Here is a 17,845-nt window from a genome sequence, read left to right as displayed (position 1 = left end):
TTTTTATTACCTATGCTAAGCCTCGAACCTTATCCCAGCCGCCTGCAATACGGCGACGGTCATTTCACCACGGTGCGCGTCAGCGCCGGCTTGCCGGTTAACTGGCAGGCCCACCAATATCGTCTAGACGAGGCCTGTGCGCGCCTTGCCATGGCGCCCATCGACTGGCAGGCACTGACACCAGCAGTGATGGCCGAGGCCAAACTGCAAGGGCAAGGTGGCCTTAAGATCCTGGTGGCAAGGGCCCCCGGTGGCCGCGGCTACAAACCAGGGCCGGGTGAAAACCACATTTGGCTAAGCCGCTTCGCCGAGCCAGCCCATTACCCCCAATGGCGCCAAGCCGGCATCAGCCTGGCGCAGCTCCCCATTACCCTCGGTTCAAGCCCGCTGCTGGCAGGACTCAAGCATTGCAATCGCCTCGAACAGGTGTTGGCAGCCCAGGCACTCATTGAGCTCAACTGTGACGACGGCATTTTGCTGGACGAAAGCGGCCATGTGGTCTCGGCCATCAGTGCCAATGTGTTTTGGTTCAACGATGGCAAGCTGCATACCCCAAGCCTCGATAAAGCTGGCGTGCAAGGCACGCTGCGCTCGCAGATCCTCGCGCAAAGCTCGGTGCTGGTGGGTCGCTGGGGATTTGATGCCTTGTTGGCTGCCGACGAAGTCTTCATCACCAATGCCCTGATGGGGGTGGTGCCGGTGCGGCGTATCGAGCCCAAACATTTTGGCGATTTCTCACAAACCCGTTCTCTTATCAATAACTTACAACTATGAAAAAACTGTTTTGGATACTGGCGGTAGTGATGGCTGCCAGCGTGGCCTTTATCGGTGTGGCGACCTGGCAATATCGCCAGGCCCTTGAGCGGCCGTTGGCCGTCCCGGTGGCTCAGACCTACCGCATAGATAGCGGCGTCAGCGCCTATCAGCTTATTAAGGCCATGCAAGGCGCGGGCTGGCTGCAGCAGCGCTGGCCTTATAAGGTGCTCCTAAAGCTCCAGCCAAAGCTTTCGCACATCAAGGCGGGCTGTTACGCCCTGACCCCAACCACCACCGCCCAGCAATTACTGACTGACGCAGCTGCCGGTAAAGAGCAGGCTTTTTTAACCACCCTGGTGGAAGGGGAACGTTTTAGCCAGTGGCGAGCCCATCTTGCCAACCAGCCCGAGCTGAAAGCCGGCGAGTTGGACCAAGCGGCCGTAGCCAAGGCGCTGGGGGTGGATAACGTAGAAGGCTGGCTGCTACCTGACAGCTATCAGTATCGCTGCGGTGACACGGCGCTCAGCATTTTCGAGCATGCCCACAAGGCGATGCTCAGCTACCTCGATAGCGCCTGGCAAAACCGGGCTGACGGCTTACCCTACAGCGACCCTTACCAGGCGCTTATCATGGCGTCTATCGTCGAGAAGGAAACGGCGGTACCGGCCGAACGGCCACTTATTGCCTCGGTCTTTATCAACCGTCTGCGCCAGGGTATGCGCCTGCAAACCGACCCCACGGTGATCTACGGCCTGGGCGAAAGCTTTGATGGCAACATCACCAGGGCTGACCTTAAAAAGCCGACACCGTACAATACCTATGTGATTAAAGGGCTGCCGCCCACCCCTATTGCCATGCCGTCGCGGGCCGCCATCGATGCGGTGTTGCACCCGGACCAGGCCGATTACCTGTACTTTGTAGCCAAGGGCGACGGCAGCCACGTCTTTTCCAAGACCCTGCGTGACCACAATAACGCGGTCAACCGCTACCAACGAGGCCATAAATGACCCTGAATGCCCCCGGATTTGTTGTTATCGAGGGCCTGGAAGGCGCCGGTAAATCCACCGCTGTTGCCAGGGTTCGCGCCTTCTTGGAAAGTCGCGGCGCCACCGTAGTGCAAACCCGCGAGCCTGGCGGCACGCCGCTGGCAGAAAGAATGCGCGAGCTAGTGAAAAACGTTCACGACGAGCCTCTAACGCCCCAGGCTGAGTTGCTGCTGATGTACGCCGCACGGGTGCAGCTGGTGGAGAACGTCATCAAACCAGCCCTTGCCGCCGGCAATTGGGTGGTAGGAGACCGCCATGACCTGTCCAGCCGCGCCTACCAGGGCGGCGGCCGGCAGCTCGGCAACGCCCTTATCGACAGCATTCGCCAAGTAGTGCTGGGGGATTTCAAGCCGGTGCTGACCCTGTATCTGGATATCGACCCGAAACTGGGCCTGGAGCGGGCAAAAGCGCGTGGCGAGCTTGACCGCATCGAGCTTGAGCAACTGGCTTTTTTTGAGCGCACCCGCGCGCGCTACCTGGCGTTAGCCTCTGAAGATCCCAGCATTGTCACCATTGATGCTGGCCAAGAGCTGGCCTTGGTGCATCAGGCCATCGACAAGGCGCTGGCTGATTTTCTGGAGCGCCACTGATGCTGCCCTGGCTGACGCCTTATCTGGACCAGTTTGCCAAGTGGCAGGCTCACGATCGCCTGGCCCATGCCTATTTGCTGACCGGCCCCGATGGAGTTGGCAAGGGATTGTTGGCAGACGAGCTGGCTCGCTATCTTTTGTGTAAAAACCGGGTCGGCTGTGGCCAGTGCCATGCTTGCCAGTTGGTGGCAGCCGGCACCCACCCCGATTTGTACCGGGTAGAGCCGGATAACGGCACCATCAAAGTGGACGCCATCCGCGCGCTCACCGGGCCTGTGTACAGCGCCGCCTTGATGGGCGGGGCCAAGGTGGTGGTGGTGAACGGCGCCGAGCACCTTAACCTCAATGCCGCCAACGCGCTGCTCAAATCCCTGGAAGAACCTCCGGCGCAAACCTATTGGCTACTCACCAGCAGCCAGCCGGGGCAGCTGCTGCCCACCATTTTGTCGCGCTGCCAAAAGCTGCATGTCCCGGCGCCTGCCGAGGCCGACGCCCTGGCTTGGCTGGCAGGGGAGGGCATTGCGGCCAACCTGCCGCTGCTGCGGCGTTTTCACGGTGCGCCCTTGGCCCTCAAAGCCGCCCTTGCCGGCCAGTACCTTGAGAATGTACACAAGCTCCAGGGCGACTTGGTGGCGCTGGAAACCCGGCGGCTTACCCCCGAAACCTTTGCCGACCGCTGGCACAAAGCGGCGCTTTTTTGCCTGGACGAGTTGGCCCACCGGTTGCTTGACCAAGCCCGTTTGGCCCAGGGGCTGCCGGCCCTGTATCATGAGCGCCTTGATAGACAGGAGCGGCTTAGCGAAGCGGCCTTGACCGAACTTTGGCAAGCGGTGCTCGGCCAGCGCCGTTTGCTCTTGGAGCAGCCCGCCGTCAACAGCAAATGGTTGTTGATGGACATTGCCTGGCAGTTATTGGAAGGAAGGAGCGATAGCCTTGTTGGTTGATTCCCATTGCCACCTGGAAAGACTGAAACTCAGTGAAGACGACACCCTGGCAGCGGCCCTTGACCGCGCCAAAGGCCGGGGCGTAGACAGCTTCCTGTGTGTTTGTGTGACCTTAGAGAATTTCCCCGACATGATGGCTGCCATCGACGGCTTTGATAACGTGGTGGCAAGCTGCGGCGTGCATCCGCTGGACCAAAAAGAAGCCCAGGACCTGGCGTCCCTGCATGACCTTTCCACCAACCCCAAAGTGGTGGCTATCGGCGAGACTGGCCTCGATTATTTTTACGCCCCGGAAACCGCCGAAGTGCAGCAGTCATCGTTTCGCCACCACATCCAGGTCGCTCGCCAGCGCCAACTGCCCCTTATCATTCACACCCGTGATGCCAAAGAAGACACCCTTAGCATCTTGCGTGAAGAAAAGGCGGCCGAGGTCGGTGGCGTACTGCACTGCTTTACAGAAGACCTGGACATGGCTCAGCAAGCCATTGAGCTTGGCTTTTTTATCTCTATTTCCGGCATCGTGACCTTTCGTAATGCCGAGGCGCTTCGCGAAACCGTTAAAGCCCTGCCGCTGGAGCGGTTGCTGGTGGAGACCGACAGCCCCTATCTGGCGCCGGTGCCGCACCGAGGCAAATCCAACGAGCCGCAATATGTGCGCGATGTGGCTGAATTTGTGGCCGAGCTCAAAGGGGTGAGCCTTGAAGCGTTGGCCCAGATAACCACCGACAACTTCTATCGCTGCTTCCCCAAGGCCAAGCCTCTGCTGGCCCATTGAAAAAGGCGCCGGATGGCGCCTTTTTTACGAGGGATATTCAGCCAAGGCGCGCCGCAATGGCGGCCACCCGTTTACCGTAGGCAAGGGCGGTATCGATATCGCCCTGGGGTATGGCGTCGGCGCCGGCATCGGTGGGAGATTGCACAAGCACCCCCATGGAGCCGCCCAGATTGTTGATGTCGCTGCGGCTCGCGGCCAGGGTGTTGGCTGGCATCAGCCCCAGGCTCACCCACAACCCGCCATGTTGGCTGGCCAACACCTGCAGGTAGCTTAAGGTGCTGTGCTTGTCGCCGTTGAGACTGCCGCTGTTGGTAAAGCCACCGAAGACTTTGTCCTTCCAGCCTTGTTGCATCCAGATCTTGGAGCTGGCGTCGGCAAATTTCTTAAACTGCCAGCTGGGCCCGCCCATATAGGTGGGGGTGCCAAAAATAATGGCGGCGCTGTCTTTGAGGGTGGCCCAGTCAGCCTCGCTAATGTCCCCCTCACTGCTGATGGCGATAAGGGTGGCAGCGGCGCCTTCGGCCACCGCTTCGGCTACGCGCTGGGTGTGACCGTAGCCGGAATGATAAACAACACTGGTCTTGGGCATGTCGTACTCCATGTCGGTTCAACGGGTGGGTAAAAGCGGGCGCTTTGCACATAAAAGAAGCCCGAAACCAGGTCCTTGTTTCGGGCTTAGGGGAATGGCTCTCGGTGAGAGCCGTGCGCTAATTAACGGTGTGTACAAAGTGTGCAAAACCTGTGATTTAGGGTAGCTGAGCCTTGCTCAGTTTGCCTGCCATTAACGCCATTTATTCAATAAAACGCCGGGCTTTATTCATCAAAGGCCCTGATCTTTAACCAATTCCCTGGGCAGCCTGTTCTTCAGTTTATTCTTGATAACCTTGACGCTACCCAGTGGATATCCTTCCAGGGAAACCAGCTGCTCGCCACCTGCCGGGGTATCTCTTGCGATGTCACGGCCCTTTAAGAACTCGCTGGCTTCCTCAAGGCTCAGGGCAATGCTGTGGCAGTGCTGGCCAAAGGCCTGAATGAAATCTTGATGTAATCGCCATTCCTTGCCGGCTTGTTCGGCCACCTTGATGCCGAGACGGTCCATGCGAAAGCGGCCAATAAGCGCCTCACCGGCTTTGGGAAAATGCCACAAGGTTTGCTCGCGCTGCCAAAGGTTCAGCGGCTGGGTAAAACCGAACTGCTCGGCAAGGTAGTGGCCAAAAGCCTCGGCCACTTTCTTCGGGGCGCTTTGGTAGGGAAACTTGCCGAGCTTAAAGCCGGGGGGCTCGCTCTCGACACTGCCGGTCTTTTTAATGGCCGCCACAAAGAAGCCTTCGGAGTCGTAAATCTGCGGCCAGATATGCAGGTAGCCCTCTTCGGTCAGCGCCTTATGGGCTCCCTCAAACAATCCTTCAAGAGATAGCACCTCGACCTTGCCCGGGTGGGCCTTGATTAGGCTGTCCAGCACGTGCTGGTTTTCCTGGCGATTAAGGGTGCAGGTGGAGTAGGCCAGCACGCCGCCAACCTTAAGGGCCGAAAAGGCCGACGCCAACAACTGCTGCTGCAGGGCACTTATCTCGTCGATATGGCTTTGGGACCAGTTTTTCAGCGCGTCGGCATCCTTACGGATAGTGCCTTCGCCGCCGCAAGGGGCATCAAGGAGGATGGCGTCAAAGGTTTCCGGCAGGGCGTTGCCAAAAACCCGGCCGTCAAAATGGCTCAAGGCCACGTTGGCCACCCCCAGGCGCTGAATGTTGGCGGCCATGGATTTAAGGCGCGAAGAGGACAGCTCGTTGGCCACCAGCACCCCGCCATTTTGCATCAGGGCCGCCAGTTGGGTGGTCTTGGAGCCGGGGGCCGCGGCCATATCCAGCACCTTTTGTGCTTGGCCTTCAAGGACATGCCAAAGGGCTGTAGGCGGCATCATCGACGAGGCTTCCTGCACGTAAAAAAGCCCCAGCTGATGCTCGGGCTCGTTGCCCAGCATTTTTGACTCGTCGTCGCGCGCTACCCAAAAGCCGCTCTCGCACCAGGGAATGGGGGAAAGTTGCCAGCCCTTGGGGGCCATACGCGCCTGAAAGTCGGCAACGTTTATCTTGAGGGTGTTAACGCGGATGGCCTTTCTCAGCGGCCGCTGGCAGGCAGCAGCAAAGTCTTCGCGGCTTAGCCCGCTTGGCATGATGGCGTCCATGGCCGCCAGGAAGGAAGGGGGAAGGAAGGCTTTGCTTTGCACGCTGACTCTCGGGCCTTTAAAACAGGCCCGAGAGTGTAGCAAAAAGCCTTAGCTTTGGGGACGCGGCAGCTCCGGCGACCATTGCTCCCAGTGCTCCGGGGCGTCGCTTTGCAGCGGCATGGGTTTGTCAACCGGCTGGCCGCCGCCAAAGGTGGCAAATTGAATGCCGCCCTGGGCGATGGCTTGCAGGCTGTCGGTGTTGAATTTAAAGCCGTCCAGGAAGCCAAAGCTGGCTTTGAAGCCGGCTCTCACCCAGAAACGGCTGTTGCTGGTGACCCACTGGGCCGCCTCATCGCGGATGGCAAGGCGAATAAAGACCCCATCGCCGGTCGGCATCAGTTTGAGGCTCAAGATCTCGCCTACCGGCAGATCCCGGTACCACACCGGTGCACCGGGTGTGAGCCCGGCGGCGCTGGTGGCAGCCACTACCACTTCCTTGTGGGGATAGAGAGTGGGGGAGAGGGTAAAGGCGGTCTCTTGCCTAGCGCTCTTGTCCTTGGCCGGCATCACGGCGATATAAGGGCCAAGCAGGGCATCAAGATGGTCGACCCCGCCAAGGGATAGCTGCGGGCGCACCAAGCTGAACTGGCTGCCGTGGCGGGCAAAGCGTTCGGCCAGATTGCTGTCAAAGCGGATGGTCAGCACCCGGCCTTGGTCGTTGTCATCGAGGTTGACCACTTTGCCCACCGGGTAACCGAGGTATTTGACCGGTGCATCCGGGGTTATCTCGGTAAGGGCCGGTACCAACAGGGTTATATCGGGGCCAACGGCCAGGGCGCTGTCTTTGTTGGCAAAGATGCGGGTGCGATCTTCCTTGCTGCCCGCGTCTTTGGCATCCACCAGCTCAATGCTGCCAGCAACGGCCGAGGCAAGGTCAGGAATGCTGACTCGCACGCCTTTAAGATCGGCCTTCATGGCGATAGGAGGCTGCCAATAAAAGCGATTAGTGGCACTCAGGGTAATGTCCTTACGGATGACCACCTTGATCTGCGCTTCCTTGCCGCCTTTTTCCAGGGTGCTGCTTTGCACTTCCCCTATGGTAAAGCCGTTGCGGCGCACCGGGGTGCCAGCGGGCAGGGAGTGAGGCGGCGAGACATGCAGCGTCAAGTGCTGCATCGGTACGGCGCTTTGCTGGTCCAACACAAAAAGGCTGTCGTAGGAGGCCTCTTCACCTTTACCGGGCAGAATGTTAACGGCCCCTTGCCACCAGGTTTCAAGAGGAGCGGTTTTCAGTTTGAACTTCTGAAAACTGGCGTCCACTTGCAAGGGCTCAGCGGATTCAAAGCGGCTGTCGCGGCGTACCAGCTGCCGGTAGGCCTGCTGAATGCTGGTTTCGGCAATGACTTTATCACCCTCAAGGTGCGAGTAAATCACTTCACCTACTGTAAAGCCTTTGTACTGAATGGGCGTGCCATCGGCCAGTTTGTGGTCGCTGCTGATTTTAATCAAAAGCTCGCTATCACTGTTGCTGGGTAGCGGCGGTTCGTTGTGGAGGATATGGCGACCATCCACTCCTTGTAGCAGGCGAATGTACTGTGGATGTAACAGGGTGGCGACCTGTAAATCTTTGAGGCTGCGCTGGGCTATCCAGGCGTAGAAGGGATTGACCGGCTGCTCGTTAAAGCCCAGCAACACTCCGGAGTCGTTGCTGTCCATCACTTCACCCACCACTTGCTGGTGGGCAATGATGGGAGTGCCTTTGGGCAGGTACACCTGCTCGTCAAAATTAAGGTGCACTTGGTGGTTAAAGCGCCGCTCCTGGTCCAGCACAAAGCGCTGGCCGTACGTGGCGGCCGGGGAGTCGTCGGGGGAGTCCATCTGCAGCCCGCCGCTTAGCATGGACACCAGGCCCTGGCTGTCGACTTTCACGCCGTTAAGGCCGGCCTGAATTTTAAGGCCGGATACATCCTTAAAACGGCTGTCCCTTTTCACCAGATCGGCATAGTTTTCATCGAAGGTGAGCTGCAACACCACGGCGCCGGCTTCTTTATCCAGGCGGTAGCTGTGCACCTCACCTATGGGCACGCGCCGGTAATAAACCGGGGAGCCATCGGTCAAGGATCCTAAGTTACGCAGCGCCAGCTCCACCATGAACACCCCTTCTGGCACCGGTTCGGGCGGCGGGGTATGGCGGGCAACAAAATCCCGCTGGGGCTTGCCGTCACCGGGCAGCATGGCGATGTAGTTACCAGAGAGCAGGGTATCGAGGCCCGATACCCCCAACAGGCTGGCCGTGGGTTTAACCAGCCAGAACTGGGTGTTTTCCTTTAAAAGCGGTTCCACATCGCGCATGGCGTTGATGTGGGCGGTAAATTCGCCGGTTTTGGCATTGAAGCTCAAACGGCTGACCACCCCCACTTTAAAACCCTGGTAGCGCAGTTCGGTTTTGCCGGGCACCAGGCCCTTGGCCTCGGGGAAGCTGAGGGTGAGCAGCAGGCCGCGTTCAACAAACTGCTGATAAATCAAATAGCTGGCCAGGGCAATGGCCAGCAGCGGCACTACCCATACCAAAGACACACGCCGCACCTTGCGGATCTCGGGTTTATCCATCACGTTGACGGCGGTTTTTTTCATCTTGTATCCATAACCAACGGGTATCGAAACGCATGGTGACCAGCATGGTCAGCACCACCACCATGGCAAAAGGTGTGGCGGCGGGGCCAACCTCGAATTGAGACAAAACCCCTTGATCAACAAGGGTAACCATAATGGTGATCACAAAAATATCCAACATCGACCAGCGGCCGACAAAGTGCACCAGCTTGTAAAGCTTTTGGGCGCGGCGGGGCGAAAACTCGTGTCCCTTGGAGCGATACAGAATGATGCCCAGCAGCAAAATCTTACCGATGGGCACCACAATGGAGGCCACAAATACCAGCACCGCAATACCGGGGCTGCCGGCGTTACTTAAGGTCAGCACCCCGGAAAGGATGGTATCGGCGCCGGTGGAGCCAAAAGAGGTGGTGTAGCTGATGGGTAAAAAGTTGGCCGGTACCAGCAGCACGCAAGAGGCGATAAGCAGCATCCAGCACAGGCGGCGGCCCTGGGTAGGGCGGCTTTCCAAATGACGCTGGCAGCGCCAGCAATACTCGGCGGAGGCCACATTGAGGGCATAGCAGCGCACGCAGCTTCGCAGCCCATCGACATTTTTAAGGGGCTGCTCGGCAATGCGCTGCCAAAGCTCGGCTGGGCGAATACCTTGCAGCAATGCCGCCATGGCCAGTTGCCCAAGCACCAGGCTCCACATACCGGCTTTGAGGTGCAGATCGCCAATGTCTCCCAATTTGACCATGGACACGCAAAGCCCCACCAACAGGATGTCGAGCATGCACCATTCCTTGAGATACCCAAGGGCCACCATACTTTGGCGGCGCATATGGCTGTCGGGGGCAAATAGCACAAAGAGCAGCAGGCAAGACATCAAGATAGGTACCGCCAGCGCGGTCAGGAACACCAAAAAAGACGGGATCCACTGGCCTTCCTGAGCGAGGTTGATAATGCCGCTTAGCAAGGTGGCATCGGTACTGATGCCAAAGACACTAAAGCTTACCAAGGGCATGAACAGCAAACACAGGGTGCCGAGGGAGAGGGTCATCGCCAGGGCCACCATGGTGCGGGTTTTCATGCGCCGGCCTTCGGCAATGGCACCGCCGCAGCGCGGGCACCAGGCATTGTGGCCGGTATCCAAGGCGCAGCCGCTCATGTGCAGCAAACAGTGGGGGCAAACTATCTGGGGTTCGGACATAACAAGCCGATCCGTTAACGGCGATCCGCCCATGCTATCTGCTCAGCCAGGCAGCCTCAAGCAGATCAAGGTCTTTCAGCTTGAGGTTGACGTTAACGTAAAGCAAGGATTAGTCTGAGGGGAGTTTTCCCCATGTGAGGTTTGTCATGTCTCAGGGACGCAAATTCCGCGAGCTGGTTGCCAGCGAACACCCCCTGCAAATTGCCGGTACCATCAATGCCTATATGGCGCTGATGGCCAAAGCGGCTGGTTTTAAAGCCCTTTACCTGTCTGGCGGCGGCGTAGCCAACGCCAGCTTTGGCCTGCCGGACTTGGCCATTACCACCCTTAACGACGTGGCCCAGGATGCCGAGCGCATTACCGGCGCCGTGGATCTGCCGCTGTTGGTGGATATCGATGTGGGTTGGGGCGGCGCTTTTAACATCGGCCGCACCATCAAGACCATGGAACGGGCCGGGGTGGCCGCCGTGCACATGGAAGATCAGGTAGCCCAAAAGCGCTGCGGCCACAGACCCAACAAGGAAGTGGTCTCCACCAGTGAAATGCAAGACCGCATCAAGGCCGCCGTTGATGCCCGCCAGGACAGCAACTTCGTCATAATGGCCCGCACCGACGCGCTGGCCGTAGAAGGCCTGGACGCCGCCGTCGAGCGCGCCGCCGCCTACGCCGAAGCCGGCGCCGACATGATCTTTGCCGAAGCCATGACCAACCTTAACCATTACGACCGCATCAAAGCCGCCTGCGGCGTGCCGGTGCTGGCCAACATGACCGAGTTCGGCCAAACCGAGCTTTACCACAAGGCCCAGTTGGCCGAGCACGGCGTTGACATGGTGCTCTATCCGCTGTCGGCGTTTCGCGCCGCCAATGCCGCCGCGGTCAAGGTCTTTGAAGCCATCCTTCGCGACGGCCACCAAAACGCCGTGGTAGACACCATGCAAACCCGCAGCGAGTTGTACGACTACCTCAATTACCACCAGTACGAGCAAAAGCTCGACGCCCTATTTGCCAAAGATAAATAAAAAGAGGAATGCAGCATGGTTGATAAAGCATTAGGGGGGGCTGGCCTGCGCGGCCAGGTCGCCGGACAAACCAGCATCTGTACCGTCGGCACCGCCGGTAACGGCCTGCATTATCGCGGCTATGACATTGAAACCCTGGCCGACAAAGCCTGCTTTGAAGAAGTGGCCTATCTGCTGCTGCGCGGTGAGCTGCCCAATGAAGCCGAGCTTGGCGCCTACAAGACCAAGCTCAAGGGTATGCGCAAGCTGCCAGCCACCCTTTGCGAGATGTTGGAGAAAATTCCCGCCGACGCTCACCCCATGGACGTGCTGCGCACCGGTTGTTCGGCCCTGGGTAACCTGGAGCAAGAAGGGGACTTTAGCGCGCAGATGGACGTATCCGACCGCCTGCTGGCAACCTTTCCCGGCATCATCAACTACTGGTACCGCTTTAGCCATGACGGCGTGCGCATCGACACCGACTCAGACTGCGACAGCATCGGCGGCCACTTCCTGGCGCTGCTGCACGGCAAGGCGCCGAGCGCCCTTTTCGAAAAAGTGATGAACGTGTCGCTCATCCTCTACGCCGAGCATGAGTTCAACGCCTCTACCTTTACCGCCAGGGTCTGCGCCTCCACCCTTTCTGATATGCATTCATGCGTGACCGCCGCCATCGGTTCACTCCGTGGCCCGCTGCACGGCGGCGCCAACGAGATGGCCATGGCCATGATTGAGCATTGGGCCAGCGAAGAAGAAGCGGTGTCGCGCCTTAATGCCATGCTGGAGCAAAAAGAGAAGATCATGGGCTTTGGCCATGCCATCTACCGCACCAAAGACCCACGCAACGCCGTTATCAAGTATTGGTCCAAGGCCCTGGCCCGGGACTTTGGGGACGACCGTCTATACCGGGTTTCCGAGGCCACCGAGCAATTTATGTGGGAGAAGAAGCAGCTGTTCCCCAATGCCGATTTCTTCCACGCCAGCGCTTATCACTACATGGGCATTCCCACCAAGCTCTTTACCCCGATTTTTGTCTGCTCAAGGGTATCGGGCTGGACCGCCCACGTGATGGAGCAGCGGGCCAATAACCGCATTATCCGGCCCTCGGCCGAATACACCGGGCCTGATATCAGGGAATTTGTGGCCCTGGAAAACCGCGCCTGATAAAGAAAAGTGGCCCTTCGGGGCCCTTTGCCGTTAGTGACAACACGAGTTGAAGGCATGAACAGCCAATTTCGAAAAGCCCTGCCGGGCACCTCGCTTGACTACTTTGATACCCGCGCCGCCGTCGACGCCCTGGTGCCGGGGGCCTATGCGCGCCTTTCCTATACCGCCCGTGTGCTGGCCGAAAACCTGGTGCGCCGAGCAGAGCCGGCGCGCCTTAACGATTACCTGGGCCAAATCATCCACGGCAAACGGGAGCTGGATTTTCCCTGGTTTCCGGCCCGGGTGGTGTGCCACGACATTCTCGGCCAGACCGCCCTGGTAGACCTTGCCGGCCTTCGCGACGCCATTGCCGAGCGCGGCGGCGACCCGGCCAAGGTCAACCCGGTGGTGCCTACCCAGCTGATTGTTGACCACTCCCTTGCCGTCGAGCACGCCGGTTTTGACAAAGACGCTTTTGATAAGAACCGCGCCATCGAAGACAGGCGCAATGAAGACCGCTTCCACTTTATCAACTGGACCAAGCTTGCCTTTAAAAACGTCGAGGTCATCCCCCCTGGCAACGGCATCATGCACCAAATCAACCTCGAGAAAATGTCGCCGGTGGTGCAGGTTAAAGACGGCGTTGCCTTCCCCGACACCCTGGTGGGCACCGACAGCCACACCCCCCACGTTGATGCTCTGGGAGTAATAGCCGTGGGGGTAGGGGGCCTTGAAGCCGAAAGCGTGATGCTGGGCCGCGCCTCCTGGCTGCGCCTGCCCGATATCGTCGGCGTTGAGCTGACCGGTAAGGCGGCGCCCGGCATTACCGCCACCGACATCGTGCTGGCCATCACCGAGTTTTTGCGTAGCGAAAAGGTGGTAGGCGCCTATCTTGAGTTCTTCGGCGAAGGCGCCCGCAGCCTGACCCTGGGCGACAGGGCCACCATCGCCAACATGACCCCGGAATACGGCGCCACCGCCGCCATGTTCCAAATTGACGAGCAGACCCTCGATTACCTGCGCCTGACCGGCCGCGAAGAAGCCCAGGTGCAACTGGTAGAGCAATACGCCAAAACTGCCGGGCTCTGGGCCGATGGCCTTCAGAGCGCCGAATATGAGCGCACCCTGCACTTTGATTTAAGCTCGGTGGTGCGCAATATCGCCGGGCCGTCGAGCCCCCACAAGCGAGTGCCGGTCAGCGAATTGACTAAACGGGGCATTGCCGGCGCCTGGCAACAACAGCCGGGGCTGATGCCCGACGGCGCCGTGATCATCGCCGCCATCACCAGCTGCACCAACACCTCCAATCCACGCAACGTCATCGCCGCCAGCCTCTTGGCCCGCAATGCGGTGCAAAAAGGCCTGGTGCGCCAGCCCTGGGTCAAAACCTCCCTGGCGCCAGGCTCCAAAGCGGTGGAGCTGTATCTTAAAGAAGCAGGATTGCTGGGGTATCTCGAGCAGCTCGGTTTTGGGGTAGTGGGCTTTGCCTGCACCACCTGTAACGGCATGAGCGGCGCCCTGGACCCGGTTATCCAGCAGGAGATCGTCGAGCGCGACCTCTACGCCACGGCGGTGCTCTCCGGTAACCGCAATTTTGACGGCCGCATTCATCCCTATGCCAAGCAGGCCTTTTTGGCCTCGCCGCCGCTGGTGGTGGCTTACGCCATTGCCGGTACCATCCGCTTTGATATTGAAAAAGACGCCTTAGGGGTGGACGCCGAGGGCCAAAACATTACCCTCAAGGACATCTGGCCCGATGACGGCGAAATAGACGCCATCATCAAGCAAAGTGTAAAGCCAGAGCAATTTAAGGCCGTGTACGAGCCCATGTTTAACGTGAAGGTGGACTACAGCCAACGTGTCAAGCCACTGTACGACTGGCGGCCGCAAAGCACCTATATTCGCCGTCCGCCTTACTGGGAAGGCGCCCTGGCCGGTGAACGCAGCCTCAAGGGCATGCGGCCGCTGGCGGTGCTGGGGGATAACATCACCACCGATCACCTGTCGCCCTCTAACGCTATCCTGGCCAGCAGCGCCGCCGGCGAGTACCTGGCCAAAATGGGCTTGGCCGAAGAGGACTTCAACTCCTACGCCACCCACCGAGGCGATCACCTCACCGCCCAGCGCGCCACCTTTGCCAATCCCAAGCTCATCAACGAGATGGCGGTAGTGGACGGCACCGTAAAACAAGGTTCCCTGGCGCGCCTGGAACCTGAAGGCCAGGTGATGCGGATGTGGGAGGCCATCGAGGCCTACATGGCCCGGCGCCAACCCCTTTGCATCATCGCTGGCGCCGATTACGGCCAAGGCTCAAGCCGCGACTGGGCAGCCAAAGGGGTGCGGTTGGCTGGGGTTGAGGCCATCGTGGCCGAAGGCTTTGAGCGCATTCACCGCACTAACCTGATTGGCATGGGGGTCTTGCCGCTGCAATTTACAGACGGCACCGACCGCCACAGCCTGGGCATCGATGGCACCGAGACTTTTGATGTTAAAGGCATTCCTGCCCCCGGCGCCGAGCTGACGTTGGTGGTGCACCGCCAAAACGGCGAGCGCCTCGAAGCGCCGGTAACCTGCCGCCTCGATACCCTCGAAGAGGAGTCTATTTACCAGGCGGGCGGGGTGCTGCAGCGCTTTGCCCAGGATTTTTTGGACGCCAATAACTGATCATCCCCTTAAGCCGCCAGGGAAGGCGGCTTTCCTTTTTTTACGGGGCTCTTTTTGCCGGGCAGCCGGTGTGGAGTGATGTAATGAGTAAACCGCAAATCAAAATTCTGGCTACCTACATGCGCGGCGGCACCTCCAAGGGGGTGTTTTTTCGCTTAAACGACTTGCCCCCTGCCGCCCGTGAGCCGGGCCCGGCCCGAGACAAGCTGCTGCTGCGGGTGCTGGGTAGCCCTGACCCTTACGGCAAACAGATTGATGGCCTGGGTAACGCCAGCTCCAGCACCTCTAAGGCGGTTATCCTCAGTAAAAGCCAAAGGCCGGGCCACCATGTGGATTACCTCTTTGGCCAGGTGGCTATCGACAAGCCCTTTGTGGATTGGAGCGGTAACTGCGGCAACCTCTCGGCAGCGGTGGGCGCCTTTGCCATTCACAGCGGTTTGGTGGACAGCGCCTTACTGCCACAAAACGGCCATGCCGACATTCATATCTGGCAGCAAAACATCGGCAAAACCATCATCGCCCGGGTACCCATCAGCGGGGGCCAAGTCCAGGAGACCGGCGATTTTGAGCTAGACGGTGTCACCTTCCCGGCCGCAGAGCTGCCGCTGACCTTTGTTGACCCGGCTGACGATGAAGGGGCGCTGTTTCCCACCGCAAACCTTGTTGACAAACTGGAGGTACCCGGCCTTGGCAGCCTTGACGCCACCCTGATTAACGCCGGCATTCCCACCATCTTTGTGCGCGCCGGTGACCTCGGCTACCGGGGCACCGAGCTGCAAGGGGATATCAATGGCGATAAAGCCGCTTTGGCCCGCCTAGAAGCGCTACGCACCGCCGGGGCCCTCAAGATGGGGCTTATCAAAACTCCACAAGAAGCGGCCACGCGCCAGCACACCCCGAAAGTCGCCTTTGTGGCGCCTCCCACTAGCTATAACGCGTCGAGCGGTAAAACCGTGGCCGGCGACAGCATTGCCCTTTGTGTCAGGGCCATGTCCATGGGCCAGCTGCACCACGCCATGATGGGCACTGCTGCTGTCGCCATAGCCACCGCGGCGGCTATTCCCGGCACCTTGGTGAGCGAAGCGGCCGGCGGCGCCGCTAATCGCCTTCGCTTTGGCCACCCCTCTGGCACCTTGCTGGTGGGCGCCAAGGCAGGGCAAGACGCCAGTGGCAACTGGCAGGTACAAGACGTGTCCATGAGCCGTAGCGCCCGCATCATCATGGAAGGCTGGGTGAGGGTGCCCGAGGAATGCTTTTAACCCGGCGTAAAGCGGGGCGTTCATCAGCCTCTCATAAAGCTTTGCAATACTGCCCCTGTCCTCTGAATTTCGGCGTGACCTGACCGAGGAAATGATTTACTGTTCATTCATACAGTAAATCAGGAGTCGTTATGGCCGTCGTTATTCAATACGTCGTAGTACGCAAGGGGATAGAGAAGATGACCTTTACCAGCAAACAGGAAGCAGATGCCTATGACAAGCTGCTCGACAGCGCCGATCTGTTGGCCGACCTGCTGGAAAAAGGCCCCGTGACCTTGAGTGAAGAGCACCGGGAGCAACTGGGGTTGTTCCTTGCTACCGAAAAGGATGCGCTGCTGGCGGCCCTTAAAGGCAAGCCGGCAGCAACCAAACCGAAAAAGGAGAGCCCATGAAAGTAGCAGCGTTGGCCATGGTGCTGGCGGCAGCCAGCCCACTGACCATGGCCATGGACCGTTACGTAGCGGTGCAGGGCGAGGCGAGCCGCGCCGTGGCGCCGGATGAAGTCAGCTTTACCGTGTCCTTTAGCAGCGAAGGCGAGCAGTCTGATGAGCTACTAAAAGACATCGAAGCCAAAGCCAAGCCGTTTTTGGCCGCCATTAAAAAGATCGGCGTAGCCGACAAAGACATTCAGGGCACCCGCTTTGACGTGTCCCCGCGCTATGTAGACGGCAAAGCCGCCGGCCTTCGCGCTCAGCAAAGCTACCGGGTAACGGTGCACGACTTTGACCTTTACCCCAAGGCGCTGAAAGTGGCGGTGGACGCCCACAGCGACGGTATCGGCCAGGTGCAGCTGGCTTATTCTGGGCAAGACAAGCTCTATCGTGAACTGCTGGCCCAAGCGGTAGTGGATGCCAAGAGTAAAGCGGCGCTGCTGGCCAATGCCGGTGGCACCAGCCTGGGTAAGATGGTGAGTGTGGACGAGCAGGGCGGTGGCCGGGCGCCGGTGGTGTACATGCGCGCCGCCGCGATGGAATCGGGCCCGATGCAAACCCCAGGCACCATTGATGTCAGCGCCAGCGTGTCAGCCCGATTTGCGATTAAAGACTGACCGCCCGGCTCTAAAATAGCGCCTTAGGCCCTGTCTGGCGCATCCTTAACTGGACAGGGCCAAGCTTCCTACGTTATACCGACAGTTCGAATTTAAGGCCCTAAGGGCAAAACCAAAAATCTATGAGCAATAAAGCCGCTTTTTATACCGAAATAACCCAGATGGCATTGGGTCTTATCGACGGTGAACCGGATCTTATCGCTAACCTGGCCAACATCAGCGCCTTGCTGAATGAACACCTTGATGACCTTAACTGGGTTGGCTTCTACCTGCTCCAGGGCGATACCCTGGTGCTGGGGCCGTTCCAGGGTAAGGCTGCCTGTGTGCGTATCGAGGTGGGTAAAGGGGTGTGCGGAACCGCCGTCGCCCAAAAGGCCACCCAGCGAGTGGACGATGTTCACGCCTTCCCTGGTCATATCGCCTGTGATGGCGCTTCCAACGCCGAGATAGTCGTGCCCCTGGTGGTCAACGGCGCCATTATCGGCGTGCTGGATATAGATTCCCCTTCATTCAGTCGCTTTGATGCCGATGACGAAGCCGGGCTTAATGCATTCGTCAAGGCGCTGGGCGATGCCCTCAGCAACACTGGTAAATAAGCTGCCTGACCTTTTAGAATAAGCCGCTGCGCAGGTTTTAAGGCCCTGCGT

At 59.1% G+C, this 17,845-nt stretch carries 16 protein-coding genes; 12 read left to right on the top strand and 4 right to left on the bottom strand.

Going from position 1 to position 17,845, the window contains the following annotated elements:
* Window positions 1-12 precede the first annotated feature (12 nt).
* Genes pabC through EDC28_RS09000 form a run of 5 tightly spaced genes read left to right on the top strand, consistent with a single transcriptional unit; the run spans window position 13 to window position 4,111 of the window.
* Complete coding sequence (gene pabC / locus EDC28_RS09020; RefSeq protein WP_123421379.1) at window positions 13-774, top strand: aminodeoxychorismate lyase; 762 nt, start codon at window positions 13-15, stop codon at window positions 772-774.
* Window positions 771-1,763, top strand: a complete 993-nt coding sequence (mltG, locus tag EDC28_RS09015; RefSeq protein WP_050658217.1) for an endolytic transglycosylase MltG — start codon at window positions 771-773, stop codon at window positions 1,761-1,763. Before pabC ends, mltG begins: the two co-directional genes overlap by 4 nt.
* Window positions 1,760-2,392, top strand: a complete 633-nt coding sequence (gene tmk / locus EDC28_RS09010) for a dTMP kinase (RefSeq protein WP_050658216.1) — start codon at window positions 1,760-1,762, stop codon at window positions 2,390-2,392. The genes mltG and tmk overlap by 4 nt, the downstream gene beginning before the upstream one ends.
* Window positions 2,392-3,336, top strand: a complete 945-nt coding sequence (gene holB, locus EDC28_RS09005; protein WP_123421378.1) for a DNA polymerase III subunit delta' — start codon at window positions 2,392-2,394, stop codon at window positions 3,334-3,336. Before tmk ends, holB begins: the two co-directional genes overlap by 1 nt.
* Window positions 3,326-4,111 carry a TatD family hydrolase gene (locus EDC28_RS09000; RefSeq protein ID WP_123421377.1) on the top strand — a complete coding sequence of 262 codons (786 nt, stop codon included), beginning with the start codon at window positions 3,326-3,328 and terminating at the stop codon, window positions 4,109-4,111. Before holB ends, EDC28_RS09000 begins: the two co-directional genes overlap by 11 nt.
* Window positions 4,112-4,148: 37 nt before the next feature.
* On the opposite strand, the gene EDC28_RS08995 is transcribed toward EDC28_RS09000, so the two are convergent.
* The 4 genes from EDC28_RS08995 to EDC28_RS08980 all read right to left on the bottom strand — a co-directional run bounded on the left by EDC28_RS08995 (window position 4,149) and on the right by EDC28_RS08980 (window position 10,083).
* The gene (locus EDC28_RS08995) at window positions 4,149-4,700 is read right to left on the bottom strand and encodes a flavodoxin family protein (RefSeq protein ID WP_123421376.1); all 552 of its coding nucleotides are present in this window, start codon (window positions 4,698-4,700) and stop codon (window positions 4,149-4,151) included.
* Window positions 4,701-4,931: 231 nt separating this feature from the next.
* Window positions 4,932-6,338, bottom strand: a complete 1,407-nt coding sequence (gene rsmF, locus EDC28_RS08990) for a 16S rRNA (cytosine(1407)-C(5))-methyltransferase RsmF (protein WP_280530834.1) — start codon at window positions 6,336-6,338, stop codon at window positions 4,932-4,934.
* A gap of 48 nt (window positions 6,339-6,386) precedes the next feature.
* The gene (locus EDC28_RS08985; RefSeq protein WP_123421375.1) at window positions 6,387-8,912 is read right to left on the bottom strand and encodes an MlaD family protein; all 2,526 of its coding nucleotides are present in this window, start codon (window positions 8,910-8,912) and stop codon (window positions 6,387-6,389) included.
* Window positions 8,881-10,083, bottom strand: coding sequence for a paraquat-inducible protein A (locus EDC28_RS08980; protein ID WP_170164071.1), 1,203 nt, complete (start codon window positions 10,081-10,083; stop codon window positions 8,881-8,883). The genes EDC28_RS08985 and EDC28_RS08980 overlap by 32 nt, the downstream gene beginning before the upstream one ends.
* 146 nt (window positions 10,084-10,229) lie before the next feature.
* Between EDC28_RS08980 and prpB the strand changes: the two genes are divergently transcribed.
* The 7 genes from prpB to EDC28_RS08945 all read left to right on the top strand — a co-directional run bounded on the left by prpB (window position 10,230) and on the right by EDC28_RS08945 (window position 17,794).
* Window positions 10,230-11,102, top strand: coding sequence for a methylisocitrate lyase (gene prpB / locus EDC28_RS08975; protein WP_123421374.1), 873 nt, complete (start codon window positions 10,230-10,232; stop codon window positions 11,100-11,102).
* 15 nt (window positions 11,103-11,117) lie between these two features.
* Window positions 11,118-12,245: a bifunctional 2-methylcitrate synthase/citrate synthase gene (gene prpC, locus EDC28_RS08970; RefSeq protein WP_123421373.1), complete on the top strand. Its 1,128-nt coding sequence runs from the start codon at window positions 11,118-11,120 to the stop codon at window positions 12,243-12,245.
* A 57-nt stretch (window positions 12,246-12,302) separates the two neighbouring features.
* On the top strand, window positions 12,303-14,891 hold the full coding sequence (gene acnD, locus EDC28_RS08965) for a Fe/S-dependent 2-methylisocitrate dehydratase AcnD (RefSeq protein WP_123421372.1): 2,589 nt from the start codon (window positions 12,303-12,305) through the stop codon (window positions 14,889-14,891).
* 83 nt (window positions 14,892-14,974) lie between these two features.
* The gene (prpF, locus tag EDC28_RS08960) at window positions 14,975-16,150 is read left to right on the top strand and encodes a 2-methylaconitate cis-trans isomerase PrpF (protein ID WP_123421371.1); all 1,176 of its coding nucleotides are present in this window, start codon (window positions 14,975-14,977) and stop codon (window positions 16,148-16,150) included.
* 131 nt (window positions 16,151-16,281) lie between these two features.
* On the top strand, window positions 16,282-16,542 hold the full coding sequence (locus EDC28_RS08955; RefSeq protein ID WP_083445786.1) for a YebG family protein: 261 nt from the start codon (window positions 16,282-16,284) through the stop codon (window positions 16,540-16,542).
* Complete coding sequence (locus EDC28_RS08950) at window positions 16,539-17,198, top strand: SIMPL domain-containing protein (protein ID WP_123421370.1); 660 nt, start codon at window positions 16,539-16,541, stop codon at window positions 17,196-17,198. Before EDC28_RS08955 ends, EDC28_RS08950 begins: the two co-directional genes overlap by 4 nt.
* A 122-nt stretch (window positions 17,199-17,320) precedes the next feature.
* The gene (locus EDC28_RS08945; protein WP_050658204.1) at window positions 17,321-17,794 is read left to right on the top strand and encodes a GAF domain-containing protein; all 474 of its coding nucleotides are present in this window, start codon (window positions 17,321-17,323) and stop codon (window positions 17,792-17,794) included.
* Window positions 17,795-17,845 lie beyond the last annotated feature (51 nt).

It is taken from the genome of Gallaecimonas pentaromativorans, from assembly GCF_003751625.1.
Classification (GTDB): domain Bacteria; phylum Pseudomonadota; class Gammaproteobacteria; order Enterobacterales; family Gallaecimonadaceae; genus Gallaecimonas; species Gallaecimonas pentaromativorans.
The sequence above is the reverse complement of the archived record's forward strand: the minus strand, read 5'-3'. Positions and strand labels throughout refer to the sequence as shown.

Coding starts and splice junctions, on each gene's coding strand:
- holB (WP_123421378.1), top strand. CDS start 2,392: ATGCTGCCCTGGCTGACGCCTTATCTGGACCAGTTTGCCAAGTGGCAG.
- mltG (WP_050658217.1), top strand. CDS start 771: ATGAAAAAACTGTTTTGGATACTGGCGGTAGTGATGGCTGCCAGCGTG.
- EDC28_RS08995 (WP_123421376.1), bottom strand. CDS start 4,700: ATGCCCAAGACCAGTGTTGTTTATCATTCCGGCTACGGTCACACCCAG.
- EDC28_RS08980 (WP_170164071.1), bottom strand. CDS start 10,083: ATGTCCGAACCCCAGATAGTTTGCCCCCACTGTTTGCTGCACATGAGC.
- prpB (WP_123421374.1), top strand. CDS start 10,230: ATGTCTCAGGGACGCAAATTCCGCGAGCTGGTTGCCAGCGAACACCCC.
- prpC (WP_123421373.1), top strand. CDS start 11,118: ATGGTTGATAAAGCATTAGGGGGGGCTGGCCTGCGCGGCCAGGTCGCC.
- EDC28_RS08945 (WP_050658204.1), top strand. CDS start 17,321: ATGAGCAATAAAGCCGCTTTTTATACCGAAATAACCCAGATGGCATTG.
- acnD (WP_123421372.1), top strand. CDS start 12,303: ATGAACAGCCAATTTCGAAAAGCCCTGCCGGGCACCTCGCTTGACTAC.
- pabC (WP_123421379.1), top strand. CDS start 13: ATGCTAAGCCTCGAACCTTATCCCAGCCGCCTGCAATACGGCGACGGT.
- EDC28_RS08955 (WP_083445786.1), top strand. CDS start 16,282: ATGGCCGTCGTTATTCAATACGTCGTAGTACGCAAGGGGATAGAGAAG.
- EDC28_RS08950 (WP_123421370.1), top strand. CDS start 16,539: ATGAAAGTAGCAGCGTTGGCCATGGTGCTGGCGGCAGCCAGCCCACTG.
- EDC28_RS08985 (WP_123421375.1), bottom strand. CDS start 8,912: ATGAAAAAAACCGCCGTCAACGTGATGGATAAACCCGAGATCCGCAAG.
- prpF (WP_123421371.1), top strand. CDS start 14,975: ATGAGTAAACCGCAAATCAAAATTCTGGCTACCTACATGCGCGGCGGC.
- tmk (WP_050658216.1), top strand. CDS start 1,760: ATGACCCTGAATGCCCCCGGATTTGTTGTTATCGAGGGCCTGGAAGGC.